This window comes from Okeania sp. SIO2C9, assembly GCF_010672455.1.
Classification (GTDB): domain Bacteria; phylum Cyanobacteriota; class Cyanobacteriia; order Cyanobacteriales; family Microcoleaceae; genus Okeania.
The window spans coordinates 56,367-72,377 of sequence record NZ_JAAHGO010000046.1 but is presented as its reverse complement, the minus strand read 5'-3'; the positions used below and the strand labels follow the sequence as shown (position 1 = coordinate 72,377).

17 protein-coding genes and 2 pseudogenes are annotated in these 16,011 nt (G+C 36.5%); 7 read left to right on the top strand and 12 right to left on the bottom strand.

The features are described 5' to 3' along the window. A partial coding sequence (locus tag F6K23_RS27355; protein WP_293161621.1) for a hypothetical protein occupies positions 1–240 on the top strand: 240 nt, incomplete at its 5' end. A gap of 187 nt (positions 241–427) precedes the next feature. Here F6K23_RS27355 and F6K23_RS27350 read toward each other — a convergent pair. The 4 genes from F6K23_RS27350 to F6K23_RS27335 form a co-directional block, all read right to left on the bottom strand. Then, positions 428–637 (bottom strand): hypothetical protein, encoded by a 210-nt coding sequence (locus tag F6K23_RS27350; protein ID WP_293161619.1) that lies wholly within the window; start codon positions 635–637, stop codon positions 428–430. Between the two features lie 298 nt (positions 638–935). Further along, the gene (locus tag F6K23_RS27345) at positions 936–1,142 is read right to left on the bottom strand and encodes a glycogen debranching protein (protein ID WP_293161617.1); all 207 of its coding nucleotides are present in this window, start codon (positions 1,140–1,142) and stop codon (positions 936–938) included. Between the two features lie 383 nt (positions 1,143–1,525). Further along, positions 1,526–2,023 carry a GNAT family N-acetyltransferase gene (locus F6K23_RS27340; RefSeq protein ID WP_202225699.1) on the bottom strand — a complete coding sequence of 166 codons (498 nt, stop codon included), beginning with the start codon at positions 2,021–2,023 and terminating at the stop codon, positions 1,526–1,528. A 190-nt stretch (positions 2,024–2,213) separates the two neighbouring features. Then, a complete protein-coding gene (locus F6K23_RS27335) occupies positions 2,214–3,368 on the bottom strand; it encodes an RNA polymerase sigma factor, RpoD/SigA family (protein ID WP_367267836.1) in 1,155 nt (384 codons plus the stop codon). Positions 3,369–4,270: 902 nt separating this feature from the next. Between F6K23_RS27335 and F6K23_RS27330 the strand changes: the two are divergent. Further along, positions 4,271–4,603 (top strand): annotated as a pseudogene (locus F6K23_RS27330) (RNA-guided endonuclease InsQ/TnpB family protein); the annotation flags it as partial. 909 nt (positions 4,604–5,512) lie between these two features. Here F6K23_RS27330 and F6K23_RS27325 read toward each other — a convergent pair. After that, positions 5,513–5,734, bottom strand: coding sequence for a hypothetical protein (locus F6K23_RS27325; RefSeq protein WP_293161614.1), 222 nt, complete (start codon positions 5,732–5,734; stop codon positions 5,513–5,515). A gap of 100 nt (positions 5,735–5,834) precedes the next feature. Here F6K23_RS27325 and F6K23_RS27320 point away from each other — a divergent pair, with 100 nt between their 5' ends. The 4 genes from F6K23_RS27320 (at position 5,835) to F6K23_RS27310 (ending at position 8,542) form a co-directional block, all read left to right on the top strand. Next, positions 5,835–5,963, top strand: a complete 129-nt coding sequence (locus F6K23_RS27320) for a hypothetical protein (RefSeq protein ID WP_293161612.1) — start codon at positions 5,835–5,837, stop codon at positions 5,961–5,963. Positions 5,964–6,490: 527 nt separating this feature from the next. Beyond that, a complete protein-coding gene (locus F6K23_RS27315) occupies positions 6,491–7,258 on the top strand; it encodes a pentapeptide repeat-containing protein (RefSeq protein WP_293161610.1) in 768 nt (255 codons plus the stop codon). A 301-nt stretch (positions 7,259–7,559) separates the two neighbouring features. After that, the gene (locus F6K23_RS42205; RefSeq protein ID WP_367267835.1) at positions 7,560–7,775 is read left to right on the top strand and encodes a pentapeptide repeat-containing protein; all 216 of its coding nucleotides are present in this window, start codon (positions 7,560–7,562) and stop codon (positions 7,773–7,775) included. Between the two features lie 404 nt (positions 7,776–8,179). Continuing rightward, complete coding sequence (locus F6K23_RS27310; protein WP_293161608.1) at positions 8,180–8,542, top strand: hypothetical protein; 363 nt, start codon at positions 8,180–8,182, stop codon at positions 8,540–8,542. A gap of 4 nt (positions 8,543–8,546) precedes the next feature. Here the strand turns inward: F6K23_RS27310 and F6K23_RS27305 are convergent. Then, a pseudogene (locus tag F6K23_RS27305) lies at positions 8,547–9,239 on the bottom strand (IS1 family transposase). Between F6K23_RS27305 and F6K23_RS27300 the strand changes: the two are divergent. Further along, entirely contained in the window at positions 9,147–9,692 is a 546-nt protein-coding gene (locus F6K23_RS27300; RefSeq protein WP_293161631.1) for a hypothetical protein, read from the top strand. The pseudogene F6K23_RS27305 and the gene F6K23_RS27300 sit on opposite strands and share 93 nt — an antisense overlap. 362 nt (positions 9,693–10,054) lie before the next feature. Here F6K23_RS27300 and F6K23_RS27295 read toward each other — a convergent pair whose 3' ends face one another. The 6 genes from F6K23_RS27295 to speB form a co-directional block, all read right to left on the bottom strand. Next, entirely contained in the window at positions 10,055–11,170 is a 1,116-nt protein-coding gene (locus F6K23_RS27295; RefSeq protein WP_293161606.1) for a geranylgeranyl reductase family protein, read from the bottom strand. Between the two features lie 261 nt (positions 11,171–11,431). Continuing rightward, complete coding sequence (gene frr, locus F6K23_RS27290) at positions 11,432–11,980, bottom strand: ribosome recycling factor (protein WP_293161604.1); 549 nt, start codon at positions 11,978–11,980, stop codon at positions 11,432–11,434. Beyond that, the gene (gene pyrH, locus F6K23_RS27285) at positions 11,977–12,699 is read right to left on the bottom strand and encodes a UMP kinase (RefSeq protein WP_293161603.1); all 723 of its coding nucleotides are present in this window, start codon (positions 12,697–12,699) and stop codon (positions 11,977–11,979) included. Before pyrH ends, frr begins: the two co-directional genes overlap by 4 nt. A 704-nt stretch (positions 12,700–13,403) precedes the next feature. Continuing rightward, positions 13,404–13,949 (bottom strand): thioredoxin family protein, encoded by a 546-nt coding sequence (locus tag F6K23_RS27280; RefSeq protein WP_375340791.1) that lies wholly within the window; start codon positions 13,947–13,949, stop codon positions 13,404–13,406. Between the two features lie 80 nt (positions 13,950–14,029). Beyond that, positions 14,030–14,221, bottom strand: a complete 192-nt coding sequence (locus tag F6K23_RS27275; RefSeq protein ID WP_375340790.1) for a hypothetical protein — start codon at positions 14,219–14,221, stop codon at positions 14,030–14,032. Positions 14,222–14,225: 4 nt separating this feature from the next. Then, the gene (gene speB, locus F6K23_RS27270) at positions 14,226–15,137 is read right to left on the bottom strand and encodes an agmatinase (protein ID WP_293161599.1); all 912 of its coding nucleotides are present in this window, start codon (positions 15,135–15,137) and stop codon (positions 14,226–14,228) included. Between the last annotated feature and the right edge of the window lie 874 nt (positions 15,138–16,011).

The following is a 16,011-nucleotide window of genomic DNA, read 5'->3' as shown; positions in this document are numbered from 1 at the left end:
AGAATATTTTTGTGTAGTAAGGCAGAAAAAATTTCTTCTGCGACAATAATAAGGGGAATAGGGGAGTCGGGGGGAGGGGGGGATGGGGGGATGGGGGGAGGGGGGGATGGGGAGATGGGGAGATGGGGAGATGGGGAGATGGGGAGATGGGGAGATGGCGCTCAGATTAAGTATTTTTTTAGACCGAGTGGCAGCGGATTTGATCGGGACTTAGGCAAAGGTACTATATATAGCAAATAAAAACTATAGCACTATGGTATTAGACATCTCCAGAAAAGAGGCAGTAGGCAGTAGGCAGTAGGCAGTAGGGAAGCCACCCCTCGCTACTCCCCTACTCCCCTACTATCTTAATAATAAGTATTCAACCGGACATGATATTACTTCTGCTATAATACCTAGTCTATAAAAATTCTCTTATCTTCTCAATCTAAGCATAACTCATGGAAGAATTTGTCTTAGGTGAAGGTTGAGTAGTTTTAGGAGTTTCGGCAACCTCCAGCAACTCTGGCGCAAACATTATCTTCCATCCTAAACATAAAAAATCCATAATGCGATCGCATGAAAAACAGCTTGGTTGTTCAATTTTGTGAGATATTTCCCAAGTAACAGCAATTTGATGGTATGCGTAGATTTCCATGTTTGATAATTTCCGAATTTAACTCCATAAATTTCAAGTTCATAGTTTTATTCTACTCAACCGGAAAATTAGGTCAAGAGCAGTTATGAATTTTCCGGCGTTCCCTGTTCCCTATTCCCTATTCCCTAACCCGTAGCTATTATACCAAGGGTGAAAAAAAGAATGTTACAAATAGTTTCGCTCCTTTAGATTAGATGTGAAATAATTTCGGTTAAATTACTGTAGTGTCAAAGTTTTGAGTCCTAAAAATATTACTTTTGAGTTTTGACTTTTAATTTTTGACTTCCGTGAAACTGCATTAGTTCAATTTCAAAGCACTCACAGGTACTTCATCCCAAGATTCAACAGTTCGCAGTATAGCTTTCCATCCTTGTTCCTTTTGAGTCTCAGTTAAATTCTTTTGAAAAGACTCATGGCATTCTTGGGCCTGTTGTTGATCGCCACAAGCAATACAAGAGTAGATAATACCAGATGGATCTATCTGTTCATTTACCCAAATAGTCATAGTTAATAGCCTCATTAAAAGTTAACAAAATTATATAGCAGGGAACAGGGAACAGGGAACAGTGGCAAAAGCTTTTCTCTGTCTCAGCTTCATCATCAATATAAGTCATAACTCACTCGTTCCTTGCTATAAACTCATTAAACAAAGAAAATTCTGAACTCTAGAGAATTCAGAATTTTCGGTTTGCACTAAATTTTTAATATTAAATGGGATTAAATTCAACCTGAATCTTATCTTTTCTTTTGGGGGTTTAATACCCAACCGTCAACAGGGGTGCTTAAAATTGTTTGGGGTTTGTAGACACAAAGTGGCTTGTTGAAGACTATCCATAAGTAATTTTCCAATTTTCCCTTCTGCCTTCTGCCTTCTGCCTTCTGCCTTCTTCAAAATTGCTGTCCAGATGCTAAACTCTTGAGAGAATTACCAGTAACACGGCATATACGCCATTCATCTAAAATTGATGCACCAATACGTTGATAAAATCCAATTGCTGGTTTATTCCAATCTAAAACACTCCACTCTAAACGTCCACAGTTTCGAGATACTGCTAATTGTGCGACATAACTGACCAGTTGCTTCCCAATACCCCGCCCTCGATACTCCGGTAAAACAAATAAATCTTCTATATAAATTCCCGGTTGAGTGAGAAAAGTTGAGTAGTTATGAAAGAAGAGAGAAAAACCTACAGGTTGGCCAGCAAATTCAGCAATAATAGCTTCAGCATAGGGACGATCGCCAAATAAATCAGCTTTTAAGGAGGCAACACTACCTGTAACAGCATGGGATAATTTCTCATACTCAGCTAGTGCTTTAATTAACTCAAATATTACAGGTACATCTGCTGGCGTAGCACTACGCAATTTTAGTTCATCTAAAGACATAATTTAATCGCTATTACCAAATAATTAATAATTAATAATTAATAATTAAATAATTCAGCTTTATTAGCCTCCCCTTTCAAGGGGAAAAAAATAAATTTTTTCCTTAAGAATCAATTCTCTCCATAAAAGGGATAGGTAATTATCCATTATCCATTATCAATTATCCATTAATGAAAGCTATTACATTTTATTAAAATCGATTTAACCATTCTTTCAAACGTTCAGCTACTTGAGGACGACGCAATTTCCGCATGGCCTTAGCTTGAATTTGCCTGACTCGCTCCCGGGAGAGATTAATCATGCGACTCACTTCATCTAAAGTATGAGGTTCTCCTGTGAGCAAACCATACCGGAGAGTTATGACATCTTGTTCGCGATCGTTTAATACATGATTTAAGACTTCCAAAATATCCTGGCGCATCATCATGTCATTCATTTGCGCTTCGGGAGTGCTATTTTCATTATCTTCTAAGAAGTCTAGCAGTTCGCTATTTTCGTCAGTACCTAAACGATGATTTAGAGAAAGAGTTTTCCGGCGAATTTGCTGGAGGTTACGCAGTTGTTGGAGAGAAATTTCTAGTGCTTGAGTAATTTCGGTATCACTGGGGATACGATTTAGCTTCCGTCGTAAGTCGCGGTAAACTCGTTTAAGTTTGTTAATCTGTTCAACTACATGAACTGGTAAACGAATAGTACGTCCTTGATTAGCAATAGTGCGAGTTATTCCTTGACGAATCCACCAATAGGCATAGGTAGAAAATTTGTAACCTTTCTCTGGGTCAAATTTTTCTGTGGCACGGTTTAGTCCTAATGCTCCTTCTTGAATCAAGTCTAGAAAGGGTACTCCTCGGTTGAGGTAACGTTTGGCTATGGAAACTACTAGACGGAGGTTGGAGCTAATCATTCGGCGTTTGGCAGCACGACACTTATGTAAGCGATGAGATAGTTGTGCTTCGGTTAAACCTGCTGCTGCTGCTACTTCAGCTTTTGTAGGTATTCGCCCTAAGTCATTTGCTAGTTTTTCTGGCAGTTGTTCAAAGATAACTAACTCTTGGATCAGCCTTGCTAATTCTACTTCTTCTTTTTGGCTGAGAAGAGGATAGCGAGACATTTGCTTAAATAATGCTCCTACTGCATCATCTATGTCTTGTGCATTTTCTGATAATGGGAGAGTTACAGTCTGTATATTCATACTAGAGTCCTCCTGATATTGATCTTCTTCATGTAGTGATTCGGCAATCATCAAACTCATTTGTTGCATTTGAGTTGCCATTTCTGGTTTATTAGTGGGAGCTGGAAATTCGACTTTATGCTGACCTGAATTCTCTGTTAGTAGAATGTTCATGGTGTTTTTTCCTAATTATATAGTTTTTTGGCTGTAAATGGTTGATGAAGCGTAGAGGAAGTGTGATTTTATACTATGAGTTTTTAATTATTACACTATGATTCCTTAATCATTACTTAACAATGAACTCAATATTTATCAATATTTAGGAAAGTTTGTTATCAGATTTTAATTATACCATATTTTCTACTTTATGTCAATAATATAACTAAAAGCGATCGCAAATCTCTATTAGACTGGACTGCCTAAAATTTATCTACAAGAGTTTATATACCTAGATAATTACTTAACATTCAGTTATCTGTTTCAGTACTGAGAACAATATACATTTCAAAGCTTTAGTCTCTAATTAGCTGTATTAATCAATACAAAGCAGCTAGTTTATTTCTGATTTTTTCTCTTTAATTTAATAATAATTAAAATAACTCTAATTCTAATAATTTGTAACAAGGTTAACTGCTTCTTCAAATTATGTATGCTGTATTTATTCAATAAAATAGAAAACGATGCGATCGCAATTAGATTAAATAATTAAGTAGTCAAGCAAAATTATTTTTATTTATTACTCAAGTATATTTTTTGTTCCGTCTTTTTGTACACATTTCCTTCCTTGGAACCATAGCTGATGTGGAGTTGCAGCGCTGTTTTCTGATATCAAAAATAAAATGAGTAGAGAGCGATCGCGAATCTTACACTATACTATAAGCAATATAATTAAATTTTAGCAATAAATCTCTGGACTTGTATTATCTAATCAGGACTTACGCAAATTGACTTTTAAAGAACCATTTGTAGGGGCGAATGGTATTGGCGTTCCGCCAAGCTCCGAATGGCGCCCTCCCTATATGTAGAGTCTGTTGATGTTGTCGTCTATGTAGACGCGGAGTGGCGTGCCGAAGGCAGACCTAAAGATAAAAAACATGGTCAAAAACCATCATTTGGCAAAGTCAATATCTGATGCAGCGTGGTATCAGTTCACTCAATGGCTAGAATATTATGGAAAAATTTGGGGTAAAGCGGTTGTTTCAGTAAATCCCAAATTCACTTCTCAAGATTGCTCAAATTGTGGGCACAGAGTGTCAAAAACTTTGTCAACTCGTACTCATGTTTGTCCTAGTTGCCATATTGAAATATGCCGCGACACAAATGCAGCACGAAACATCTTGAGTCGTGGATTAGAAATAGTAGGTGTTGAGTGGAATCAAGGTAGCGTAGGGCATACGGGAACCTCCTAGTAATGGGGAAACGCTTTGGGAGACAACGGCCTGGTGCTAATGATGGGCAACTGGATTTAGTAAGCTGTGTCGATGAGCAAAGAATCACTTTTTGTGAGAATCCCCGTGCCTTTAGGCCGGGGAGTATGTCAATCTAAATGACTATTGGTACTTAGACATTTTTTGGCAGGAAAAATGCTTCAAAGTTAGTCTAGACAAGGGAATTACGTTGATGCCTTAAAAATGGCTAGAACCCGTACTTATTCAGGATTTATACCTTTTTGACGTAAAAGCTTCTGCCGATCTATATTTGAGCCTATTTTCTGGCTTTATTTTGTGTAAGTCCCACTATTTAACTTGTTGAAGTAGTCGTGGAAAAAAATTGAGAGCATTGGTACAGTTATTATTGGAGGTGTTAGTCGTGCTGGTAAGTCTCAACTTGCTAATCTCGTTTTTCAGCAAACAGAAAAACAGGCGGGAGGAAAGTTCCCGGAAGTTTTAACCCCTGGAGAACTCAATTCAGGAAATTCGCAAAGCACCACTTGACTACTCCTGCTGTTGGTCTCATAAAATGAAAGATTTAGAATTACTAGAAAGCTTGAAAAGTTTTATCTCATTCAGCCAAGCCATCAAAAAAGACTGTGTTCAATATGATTTTCCATTCTTTGACGTTTCAGATAATTGGCATGCCATTGTGAAGCTAGCACTTATTCATATATTGACTTGTTTTACATCATTAAAAAACTTATCTCAATTTAAATAATCAATTATCTTAAAACCATTGCGATTCTAATGCATTTAGCAAAATGAAACTATCACAATTTCAGCGCCTGATAAATTGCTTTGCTACTTTTTCTAGTGTATAGATACTAAATTTTATGTCAACAATAGCAGAAAAAATTAATATTTTCAGGAATAGAAAAAAGATATTTAACTTAATACTTTTAACATTCCACGTTCTATTTGAAAGATAGTTTTATTAATTCTTTGGATATCTTCAGAAATAAGCAGTGGATTAGATACCAGAAAATATAATAGTTTTTGTCTATCGTTTTGAGTAATTATACCTTTTGTCAAAATAGAGTCAAGAGTTTTTCTTAATGAGGATTGTTGCTTTTGAAGTAAACTCTCAGAACCTTGTCTCTTGTTCATATTCTACTAAACTTAATTTTAAATTTGTAACTTTCTTTAAGTTTATTATTAATAACTTATTAGTAGCATCACCCAACTGAGTGAATTAAAATTCACCCAGTTGGAAAGCTATCAAATCAGCAAAATTGCTCTAAATCTAGCTATAATTAAAGATTTAGCTCCTCATACAATTTTATTTGGCAATGGTGCAACCGTAATGGTAGAGGGAGATCGAGGATTAGGGGAGTAGGGGAGTAGGGGAGTGTGGGAGTAAGGGAGATGGGAAGACCTAGAGTAGATCACAGTAGGAGCAAATGGCCATTTGTTAACGTAGAAGTTCTCCGCTTTATATCTTGCAGAGCAAAACGCCCCTACTGGTTTTGGTTATGAGGTGAGGTCATCAATCTGAAAAATGCTGTAACCGCTCAAAAAACTTAGCGATTAATCGTAGTGCACTTCACCCTGAAGACTGCGGTCATATCAAATCCGGTTAATTCGGTATCAAAAAATGTTCCATCTTCAGTCATTGCCAAATCTTTCTAAATTCTCTTCCCTCAGCGCCTCCTGACTCCTGACTCCTGACTCCTGACTCCTGACTCCTTATCTAATTACACCAATGCTACCGGATTTGATATCAGACCCTGCGCCTTCTGTTGGCAATGCAAACCAAGAATCCTGGTTTCCGGAGAATCTCTGTGCCTTTAGGTGGGAGAGTATGTCAATAATTGAGTGCTAACATAGCAGGAAAATGTAATCTTTAGTTTGGAAGATTTGAAGATGAGACTCAAAATCTTTTCTGCTATTTTAGTTTTCAGTACAGTTTGCCCTGTTGTTCCAGCCATTGCTGAAAATATCCAACATACACAAAAGTTATTATCTAGTAAACAATGTCCAAATTGTGAATTAAGTGGTGCTGGCCTGGTATTAGCTAATCTTCAAGGAGCTAATCTCAAAGGGGCTAATTTGAGTGGGGCAAATCTCAGTCGTGCTAATTTGACTGGGGCAGATTTAAGTGGTGCTAACTTAGCTGGTACAAGTTTATTTGGTGCTAACTTAACTGGGGCGAATTTAACTGGGGCGAATTTGGCTGGCACCGATCTGAGAAGTGCTTATTTAACTGGTGCTAATTTAACTGATGTTGACCTCAAAAATACTTTTTTGTTGGGTGTAATTGGAATGCCATCTAGTGTGGGTGAAGCTGAAGATTTTTATCGATTAGGAATTGCAGAAGCAAAGGCTGGACATTATAAAGATGCTGTTAGATATTATAATCAAGCTATTAATTTAAAGTCTGATTTGGCTGCTGCTTATTTTGCTAGAAGTATGGCTCTTGCAGATTTGGGAAATCTTGATGCTGCACTTGCAGATGCAGAAAAATCTCGCGAAATTTTTATTTCTAAAGGTAGTAAAGAGGGTGAAGAATTATCACAATATTTGCTTGAAGTTATTGACCTACGTTTAAATCCTCCTGAACAAAAAAAGCCTAATCAATTTGTACACGCTATTGGTTCTTTACTTCCTTCTTTATTAAGGTTGGCATTTTAATATTTTTCAGAAAAAAAACTGTGGAGAAAGAATTTGCAGGACTTTTCCGTTAGGTATATGTAGACCACAAAATTCTTGGTGTAATGGGCAGTCAGGAGTGGGGAGTTAGTTGCTGAGATTACCCACTGCTTGAGGAAGCGAATATAAGATTATTAGATAATTTGGTTGGTATAATTTTAATTGTAGCTATTAGTTGATTTAGAACTACTTAGTAACAATGAAAGTTGATTAATTTCCCAGATATTATGCTGAAGGTAAGAGATATTTTTCGGGATTGACTTACATGAAATTAACTTAATCAGTGTTTCTGTGTTTCTGTAAAAGAATCAATTTTAGTCAATCTAATTATCATAATTTAGCTTTAAGTGAAATTAATTTGAGTGACGCTAATCTGGAAAAAATTATGTTTCCCGAAGCGTCTTTAAATGGTGCTAATTTAAGTTCAGCTAATCTTAAAAAAGCATATTTATCCGGGGCAAACAGGTTTATGAGGTACAAGCTATATAGTTATAATTAGTATTAATAATAGCTAAAGTTTTTTGTCCCTCCAGGTGTGTACCTCACTTACCTGAAATGCGCTGTATGTTCCCTTCCCAGATTTCTTTTTCCCTAAAATCAAAAACTTGTGTATCTCAAAAATTTGAGAATTGCTATAAATAACTATTCGTATTTTATCTCAACGTTGGTTGAAGACCCGCGCTCTCCCGAAGGGGAGTTAGGGCATGAATGCGAGCGCATTCCGGAGGAAAAACCAATCAATATTGCGGTTTTTACAAGGGTATGCTATACTAAACACAATTAGGCTGCTGGGCTAGCAGTGTCAGTCTGTGAAGCGACCGTAAGACCAAAAAGAGGTTTGGCCTCGCAAGCAGGTGCGTTAGAAGCAGAAAGTCCTGATCCGCGAGGTTTAGGAATCCCGCGTTGTCCCGCCATGCGCAACGTCGGGAGGATGTCAAGAACTCAACAAATGACCCTAGAAACAACGAAACAGTAGACCCTAGACAGCACCCCATCATTATATATTTGGGTATGGCTGTAGCAAGTTTTGTTGCTGGTTGGTTAGTGCATGAAGCAATTTTCCCAGCCGTGCAAATTCATAAAGATTTGGATACAGCTCAAACAAAAATCAAATCATTAGAAAAAAAGTTGGAGGTTAGTAAGAACTTAAATTCTATAGTATCGGCTTTTAATTCAGGTGATAGAGAAGGTTGGACAGCTTTTCCTCTGCAAGCGAGTTTAATGCCAGATTCAGGAAGCTCGGAGAAGGGCGTTGCTGATTGGTAATGATTTATGCTTCGATAGGAAGAGTTTGAAATTTAAGATAGTGCAGCAGAAGACGAATGGAATACTTGAGCATCTCAAGGGACGCGCGAGTAGCAAAGGGTTTTGCGGTGAAGGCGAGCTAGGTAATGTCGTAGTCGAGTATTTTCCCCTTCTACCCTGGTCATATAAGTTTTACTCACGCGCGTGATCCTCTCTCTGCAATAAAACAAGGGTATACACAATAACCATCACTTACATACCAAAAACTATGCCAGCACTTAATTATTGACCACAAATATTGAAAGGTTTTATTACTGCGATCGCCTATGACCCAGGACAAGATTCCTTGCTTCCAATGGTTCACTACTGTCCAAATCCAAACTTTGTTTTTCTTATTTCCCAGATAAGTCTGTAACTCATCAATTTCAGTTATTTCTGGTATTTCCTCCTCTTCGGGTGCATCCGGTAATTTGATACCTGCCTCTTTAATCCATTTGATAACGGTTGTATGATCAATCTCTGTTACTCGTTCGATACCTCGTAAACCCATACCATTAACATACATCTTGAGACATAGTTCTTTAATCTGTGGTGAATAGGGTTGCATTTTCGGGGATTCAAGGAATTGCCGACCACATACTCGGCATTGGAAACATTGTTGGCCACGACGATGGCCGTTTTTTCTGGTTTTGGTGGAGTTACATTTTGGACATTTCATGTGGGTAATTATAGAACATTTATCATTACTTTTCAGCAACGCCCGGAGAAGAGTAATGACGGCTATATAAAAGTTTGTGATGATAGGGGAGATGGATTAACAACATATTTTCTCTCTCCTGCACAATTTAATGGTGACTTGAATTCATTTACCCATTTGAAACTTTCTCTCAAAAGTGAGGGTGGAGATTATTACTGGTCTAAACCTGATATCCGTATTAAAAATAAAACTGCTTCAGCAGAGTATTCTTTTTCCCGTAGACCTAAAGAAACCTGGGAAACATTTTTAGTTTCACTCAAAAACAATCAAGGTTGGGTCATTAAAGGTGAAAATGGCACTACTCTTAAAAATATTCTTGAAAATGCAACAACTTTTGAAATTAGAGCCGAATATGGTAAAGGCCCCAATCCGGATTGCACTGGGTTAGATGATGTGTTATTAATAAAAAATTAATACTTTACCATAATAAAATATAGAGCATACAAGTACTTGAAAATAAGATGCGTTTTACCTAATCTGTGGGCTGTGTTTTTAACTAGAGTTAAATTAATAACATCAGTTATACCACATGAAAAAATTTAATCTTATAGATAATTAAGGCTGTACCGAGTGCTGTAATCAGAACTTATTTTTATTTTCCGATTCAGTTAAAGTCCATCAAGCTCAGTAGATTGTATTTTCTTAAGTTGCAATTGACTAACTATTTTTTTAATCAATATAAACAAATAGGAAAAAATGAGTAGTTAGAAATTTTAAATTCAGCCAGAAGTTTGACTACTCACTATTTCCTAATATTTCTTTGTGTTTATATTCAACTAACTTCTTCCTGGTAAAAAACTGCCACTGAGTTTTTTAATAGCCCGGTTAGCAATATCTGCATAACGCAATTCTCCACAAAGAATTTTACTGATTACTTCGGTAGCTGCGGGTAGTTTAACTCCCATTTTATAAGCTACTTTGGGAAACCTATAAAATGCTCCTGCTAGACGACCTGCCCAAACCATATCTGCACCCCATTCCTCATTTATTACCTGAGTATATTTCTTCAGAGCATCCCCATTACCTCCTAAAGCTTCATCTATTGCTTCAGCAGCTTTGACACCACTGAAAATTGAGGGGCGAATTCCTTCGGCAGATAAGGGGTCTAATATACTTGCTGCTTCTCCTGCCAATACTGCATTTTCTGTGTGGAGATTTTTATCTCCATCCCATAGAGAAATAGGATGTTCTAATAATTCATTTTGATTTGCACTTAAACCAATTTTTTGTGCATATTCCATCAAATCTTTAGATAGATTTTTGGGTTCTCCACCTCTAAAAGTAGCAATATTAATTGAGCAAGAATCTGCTTTTGGAAAACTCCAGATATTGCCATTATTAACTGAGCCAAATTCAAAGTTAACTTGTTTATTTTGGTCTTTTAATGCTGTTTCAAAAACCAAACTTTGCCGTTTTTTTGATTCTTTGAAACCTAACCATTTAGCCATTGGGCCTTTTGCTCCATCTGCCGCAATTAAATAACGACCTGTAACAGGTTCTCCGTTTGTTTTAACTTCCCAATGATCGCTTTTAAATTCAATACCTGTAACTTCTGTTTTTTCTCTTAGTTCTGCACCTTCTGCTTGAGCTTTTTGGATCAGGAAATGATCGAAAATATCCCGTTTTACCATCCACATTGCAGAAGGTAAATCTGCTTCTACGGGGTCTTCTAATTTCCATGTATAGCGAATTTTTTTGACCTTGAGAGAAATTGCTGGAGTGAAATCAAAGTCAAACCACTGAGCGATGGCTGGAGATACCCCACCACCACAAGCTTTTATTCTAGGCAAAGATTCCTTTTCTATGACTAAAACAGAACGTCCTTTTTTAGCCAAATGATAAGCTGCTGTACCTCCTGCTGGACCTGCTCCTACGATTATACAATCAAACATTTCTTCTAACTTTAATACTGAGGTTTTTTATGATTTGTGAGGATGGGAAAATACTTATTGAGCAGGGGTAGTTTCTATAGAAAAGTTATTTAATTGCTTAAACCATCTATGAAACCTTCCCCCTGCAAAAATCACAGAGTGCCCACCTTACCTATTATTTTCTTAAGATACTTGATTTTACATATCTTGTCGATATATAGGTTTTTGAACTCTTGATTTTTTACTTTTTACTTTTGTTTATCTGTGATTTTCAAGATTTTTTTAAACCGTTGTAATATCCTTCTCTTTAGCAGCTAGTAAATCATCTATTTTGGCGATGTATTTATCTGTCTTCTTTTGAATTTTGTCTTGCAAATCTCGTGATTCATCTTTAGAAATATCGCTATTTTTTTCCTGTTTACGAACTGAATCTACAGCATCACGACGAATATTACGGACAGAAACTTTCCCTTCTTCAGCAAGTTTAGCTGCTAACTTAACCATTTCCTGACGACGTTCGCTGGTGAGTGGGGGAATATTTAGCCGTACAATAGATCCGTCATTGTTGGGAGTTAAACCAACGTCTGACATATTAATTGCTTTTTCAATTAAGCCCAGACTACTTTTATCAAAAGGTTGAATAGTAATGGTACTAGCATCTGGGATGCCAATATTTGCCATAGATTTGAGTGGAGTTGGAACTCCATAATATTCAACTATTACTCTGTCTAAAAGAGAAGCATTAGCTCTTCCAGTTCTAATGGTGTTGAAGGAACTTTGAGTAGCTTCAACTGCTTTTTTCATTTTCTTTTCAGCTTCTTCTATATTCATTCATCAAAACCTCTCACAATAGTTCCAATTTTTTCTCCCATAACGGCCTTACGGATATTACCCGTAACCGAAAGATTAAATACAATAATCGGGATATTATTTTCTTTGCAAAGAGCGATCGCTGTACTGTCCATTACCCGTAAGTCTTGTCTTAATACTTCCCCATAAGTTAGGGACTCGTATCGTTTGGCCTGTGGATTCTTTTCTGGATCGGAATCATAGACCCCATCGACTTTAGTGGCTTTATAAATTACCTCTGCGTCAATTTCTGCTGCTCTGAGAGCTGCAGTAGTATCAGTGGTAAAAAATGGATTACCAGAACCTGCGCCAAAAACTACCACTCGGCCTTTTTCCAGATGGCGAATGGCTCGACGACGAATATAAGGTTCAGCTATTTCCTGCATGGAGATCGCTGTTTGGACTCTTGTCGGCACTCCTGCTTGTTCGAGGGCATCTTGTAAGGTAATGGCATTCATCACAGTGGCAATCATGCCAACATAATCTGCTGTTGCTCGGTCCATTCCTTTCGAGGCTGCTTTTACACCTCTAAAAATATTACCGCCTCCAACAACAATTGCCATTTGAATTCCTGTGGCCACTACTTCGGCCACTTCTTGAGCAATTCCTTGGACTACTGCCGGATCTATGCCATAGCCCAGACTTCCCATCAAGGATTCGCCGCTCAATTTCAGCAAAACCCGTTGATCAACTGTCCCCATACTGTGAGTCTTTTCTCAACTTAAAGTTGCTTCCACAATACGATACCAGTTGATCTGCTTTTTTCCACTATTTTATTCTGGAGACTAAATTCATAAGAAGTTGCATAGAATAATATTTTAATCAGAGTTGACTGTAGTGCAAGACAGATAAGTTAATAAATTTCATAATTTTGTACAGACTCACATAAGATTGGTATGAGAGTTAAATTATCAAAAGTTGGAAATTACCATTTATTCAGTTTTTTATAACTTGTACATCTCAATGCGTGAATAAAGCCAAAAATTTATTGCTTTTAGGGAACAGCGAATAGGGAATAGGGAATAGGGAATATATAGGAAAAAAGTATTTTTGCAAATATGAGATGCACCCTTTATAACTTTTATCAAAGGGTTTAAAGAAGTGACGGTTAATTTTTTATTTTTTTCTTTTGGGTTTAATACCGCGCCTTCTACAGGGTATTTACCGAATTATTAATTATTAATTATTAATTATTAAATAATTCAGGTTTAAAGCCTCCCCTTGGATAGGGGAAAAAAAAGAAATAATATCTCCTTATATTCAATTCCGTAGCGGTTTTAACCAGAGGTAATTATCAATTATCAATTATCCATTATCCATTATCCATTAATGAAAAGCTTGTTGGGGGTTTGAGTCCCCATCCACTTTTTCCTTATTCAATCACCCCAGTATTACTACTGTTGAGTTATAATTTCTGGCGCCATTTAATTGAGCAACCAACAACTTCTGTATGAGATGGGGTTACTTCTTCAAGATGAAGAAGTTGGGCAATTGCCTGATGTAGATAAGCAACTTTTACTGCTTCTGGCTGATTAACATTATCGTCTATTAGGCCACGATATCGTAACTTACCTTCCCGATCCAATAAAAAAGCCTCGGGTATTTTGTCAGCCCCAAAGCTTTCTGCTACGTCTTGAGTTACATCCCGAATATAGGGAAAATTTAGTTTATTATTAGCTGCAAATTCTTTCATTTTTTCAAAACTATCTTTGGGAGAAATCGTCGCATCATTAGCATTCATTCCAATTATGATTACTCCTTGGTTTTGAAAATCTTTTTGCAGTTGCTTAATCCGTTCAATGTATAAATCTACTTCTGGGCATTGATTACTCAAAAATATCACACACACTACTTTAAAATTTTCTAAATATCTTGCTAAATGATGAACCTCACCATCTACTCCTGGCAATTCAAAATCTGGAGCATAATTATCAATTTCTGTTCCTGTCATTTCAGTCAAACTCATATCTCTATTACCTGTAAACAATTGCATTACTTAGAACAAATATTTTTCTATCATATCCCATATTTTTACCACCCTTGAGCTAATGCTTGATATCCAATAAGTTTATAGACTAATTTAGCTGCTGTAAACTCAGATACTACAGAATCAACTATCGGAGCTAACTCCATAATGTCACAACCTATTACTTCGTGTAATTCAAATAATTTACGCTCAAAAATTGCCTTACTTAGAACAAATATTTTTCTATCATATCCCATATTTTTACCACCCTTGAGCTAATGCCTGATATCCAATAAGTTTATAGATTAATTTAGCTGCTGTAAACTCAGATACTACAGAATCAACTATCGGAGCTAACTCCATAATGTCACAACCTATTACTTCGTGTAATTCAAATAATTTACGCAAAAATTCAGTTAAAGAATACCAATTTAGTCCACCAGGTTCTGGCGTACCAACTCCAGGAATTAATGTTGGGTCAATTCCATCTAAATCTATTGTTAAAAAAACTCGTTTAGTCTGAATACTAGCGATCGATCTATCTATCCAATCTGGCTGAATCACTATTTCTCTTGCACGAAAAACTGTGAGATTTTTCTCCTTGATTAAATCTGCTTCTTCTTTACAAATCGCTCGAATACCGATTTGTATTGTTGGCAATTCCATTTCAATTATCCGTCGCATTACACAGGCGTGGTTATATATTGAACCTTCATATTCATAACGTAAATCGCCATGAGCATCTATTTGAATTACTGTAAATTTTTCATCTAAATATATTTTTCGATAAGCTTTAACAATCCCATTTGTAATGCTATGCTCCCCACCTATAGCAATGACAAATTTTCCATCATTAACTAATTTTTCTACTGTTTCTTGAGTGACTTTTAGCATATCCAATGGTAATATTTTTTTGCCATTACGAGTATCTGCTATGGATTCGTGGGTATATATACCAACTTCTAAACCAGTTTCCCGGTCTAATTCTTCGTCATAACATTCTAACTGTTGAGACGCATCTAATAATGCTGATGGACCGTTAACACAACCCCTTCTATAAGTGGTAGTTGCTTCATAAGGAATTGGTAAAATTGCTACTTTGGCAGTGGTGTAGTCTGGTTCAATTTCCGAACCGATAAATGGTAGAGTTGATGTAGGGTAAATTGCTGACATTTTTAATATTTTAGTATTCTAGAGTTAAATAATTTTTTGAATTTTTTGATGGTTATTGTAAATTTTAAACGTAGAGTATTATAGCAATCCTATTTAAGTTTTCAACAATTAATAATTAATAATTACTTCTTCTTGTAAAGAAGAGGATTGACTAAAAGGATTTTTTTCTTCTCTTGGTCGATTGGATATGGCGAGAAGACTAGCTCTTGACAGAGCTGCTCCGAATTGCGCCATCCTACCCTACGGGAAGCCGCGCTTTTTCCTATCGGAATGCTCCGCAAAAATTTGGCGTAGCAAAACGACCGCTTTTTTCTCCATGAATGGAGAGGCTTTATACCTTAATTTTTCGGTAATATTTTTGTGGTTGGGGAAGGCGACGTACAAATTTTTAAAGGTTTTCAGTTAAAATTAACTATTATAAAAATTGTCACAACCAATTGAGGATTTATATATAACGTTTTTCATATTAATGATGAATGGTAACTATACTTGAAAACAAAGTATAAGTATGAAAATAAAAACGCTAATATCAAAATTTATTTTAGATAAAACCTTTAAAACTCTTACTCCTATTTCTTAATTAGGGAGTAGGGAGTAGGGAGTAGGGAGTAGATAGGGATCTTGCATACAACGTCCGTACAGAGTAATAATTCGGGAAACAGGAAATAGCGATGCGACCCCGCGGGGTGCGACAGAGGTTGGAACAAAAGGCCAGCAGGTCGCGCCTGAGAAAGCCGACAAATGCACCTGTAACGCACACCAAGAAAGAAAATAAGAAAAACAACTGTAGCTCAAGTAACTTGAGAAACACTATATATATCAACAAATAATAAATCTAATTTAGAAGATAATTATTGAGATAAATTGCTGATTT

Excerpts from the sequence above, each read along its gene's own strand:
- F6K23_RS27275 (WP_375340790.1), bottom strand. The coding sequence starts at position 14,221 with ATGGGATATGATAGAAAAATATTTGTTCTAAGTAAGGCAATTTTTGAG.
- F6K23_RS27350 (WP_293161619.1), bottom strand. The coding sequence starts at position 637 with ATGGAAATCTACGCATACCATCAAATTGCTGTTACTTGGGAAATATCT.
- F6K23_RS27295 (WP_293161606.1), bottom strand. The coding sequence starts at position 11,170 with ATGTTTGATTGTATAATCGTAGGAGCAGGTCCAGCAGGAGGTACAGCA.
- F6K23_RS27340 (WP_202225699.1), bottom strand. The coding sequence starts at position 2,023 with ATGTCTTTAGATGAACTAAAATTGCGTAGTGCTACGCCAGCAGATGTA.
- F6K23_RS27345 (WP_293161617.1), bottom strand. The coding sequence starts at position 1,142 with ATGACTATTTGGGTAAATGAACAGATAGATCCATCTGGTATTATCTAC.
- F6K23_RS27315 (WP_293161610.1), top strand. The coding sequence starts at position 6,491 with ATGAGACTCAAAATCTTTTCTGCTATTTTAGTTTTCAGTACAGTTTGC.
- F6K23_RS27335 (WP_367267836.1), bottom strand. The coding sequence starts at position 3,368 with ATGAACATTCTACTAACAGAGAATTCAGGTCAGCATAAAGTCGAATTT.
- speB (WP_293161599.1), bottom strand. The coding sequence starts at position 15,137 with ATGTCAGCAATTTACCCTACATCAACTCTACCATTTATCGGTTCGGAA.
- pyrH (WP_293161603.1), bottom strand. The coding sequence starts at position 12,699 with ATGGGGACAGTTGATCAACGGGTTTTGCTGAAATTGAGCGGCGAATCC.
- frr (WP_293161604.1), bottom strand. The coding sequence starts at position 11,980 with ATGAATATAGAAGAAGCTGAAAAGAAAATGAAAAAAGCAGTTGAAGCT.
- F6K23_RS27280 (WP_375340791.1), bottom strand. The coding sequence starts at position 13,949 with ATGACAGGAACAGAAATTGATAATTATGCTCCAGATTTTGAATTGCCA.
- F6K23_RS27325 (WP_293161614.1), bottom strand. The coding sequence starts at position 5,734 with ATGAACAAGAGACAAGGTTCTGAGAGTTTACTTCAAAAGCAACAATCC.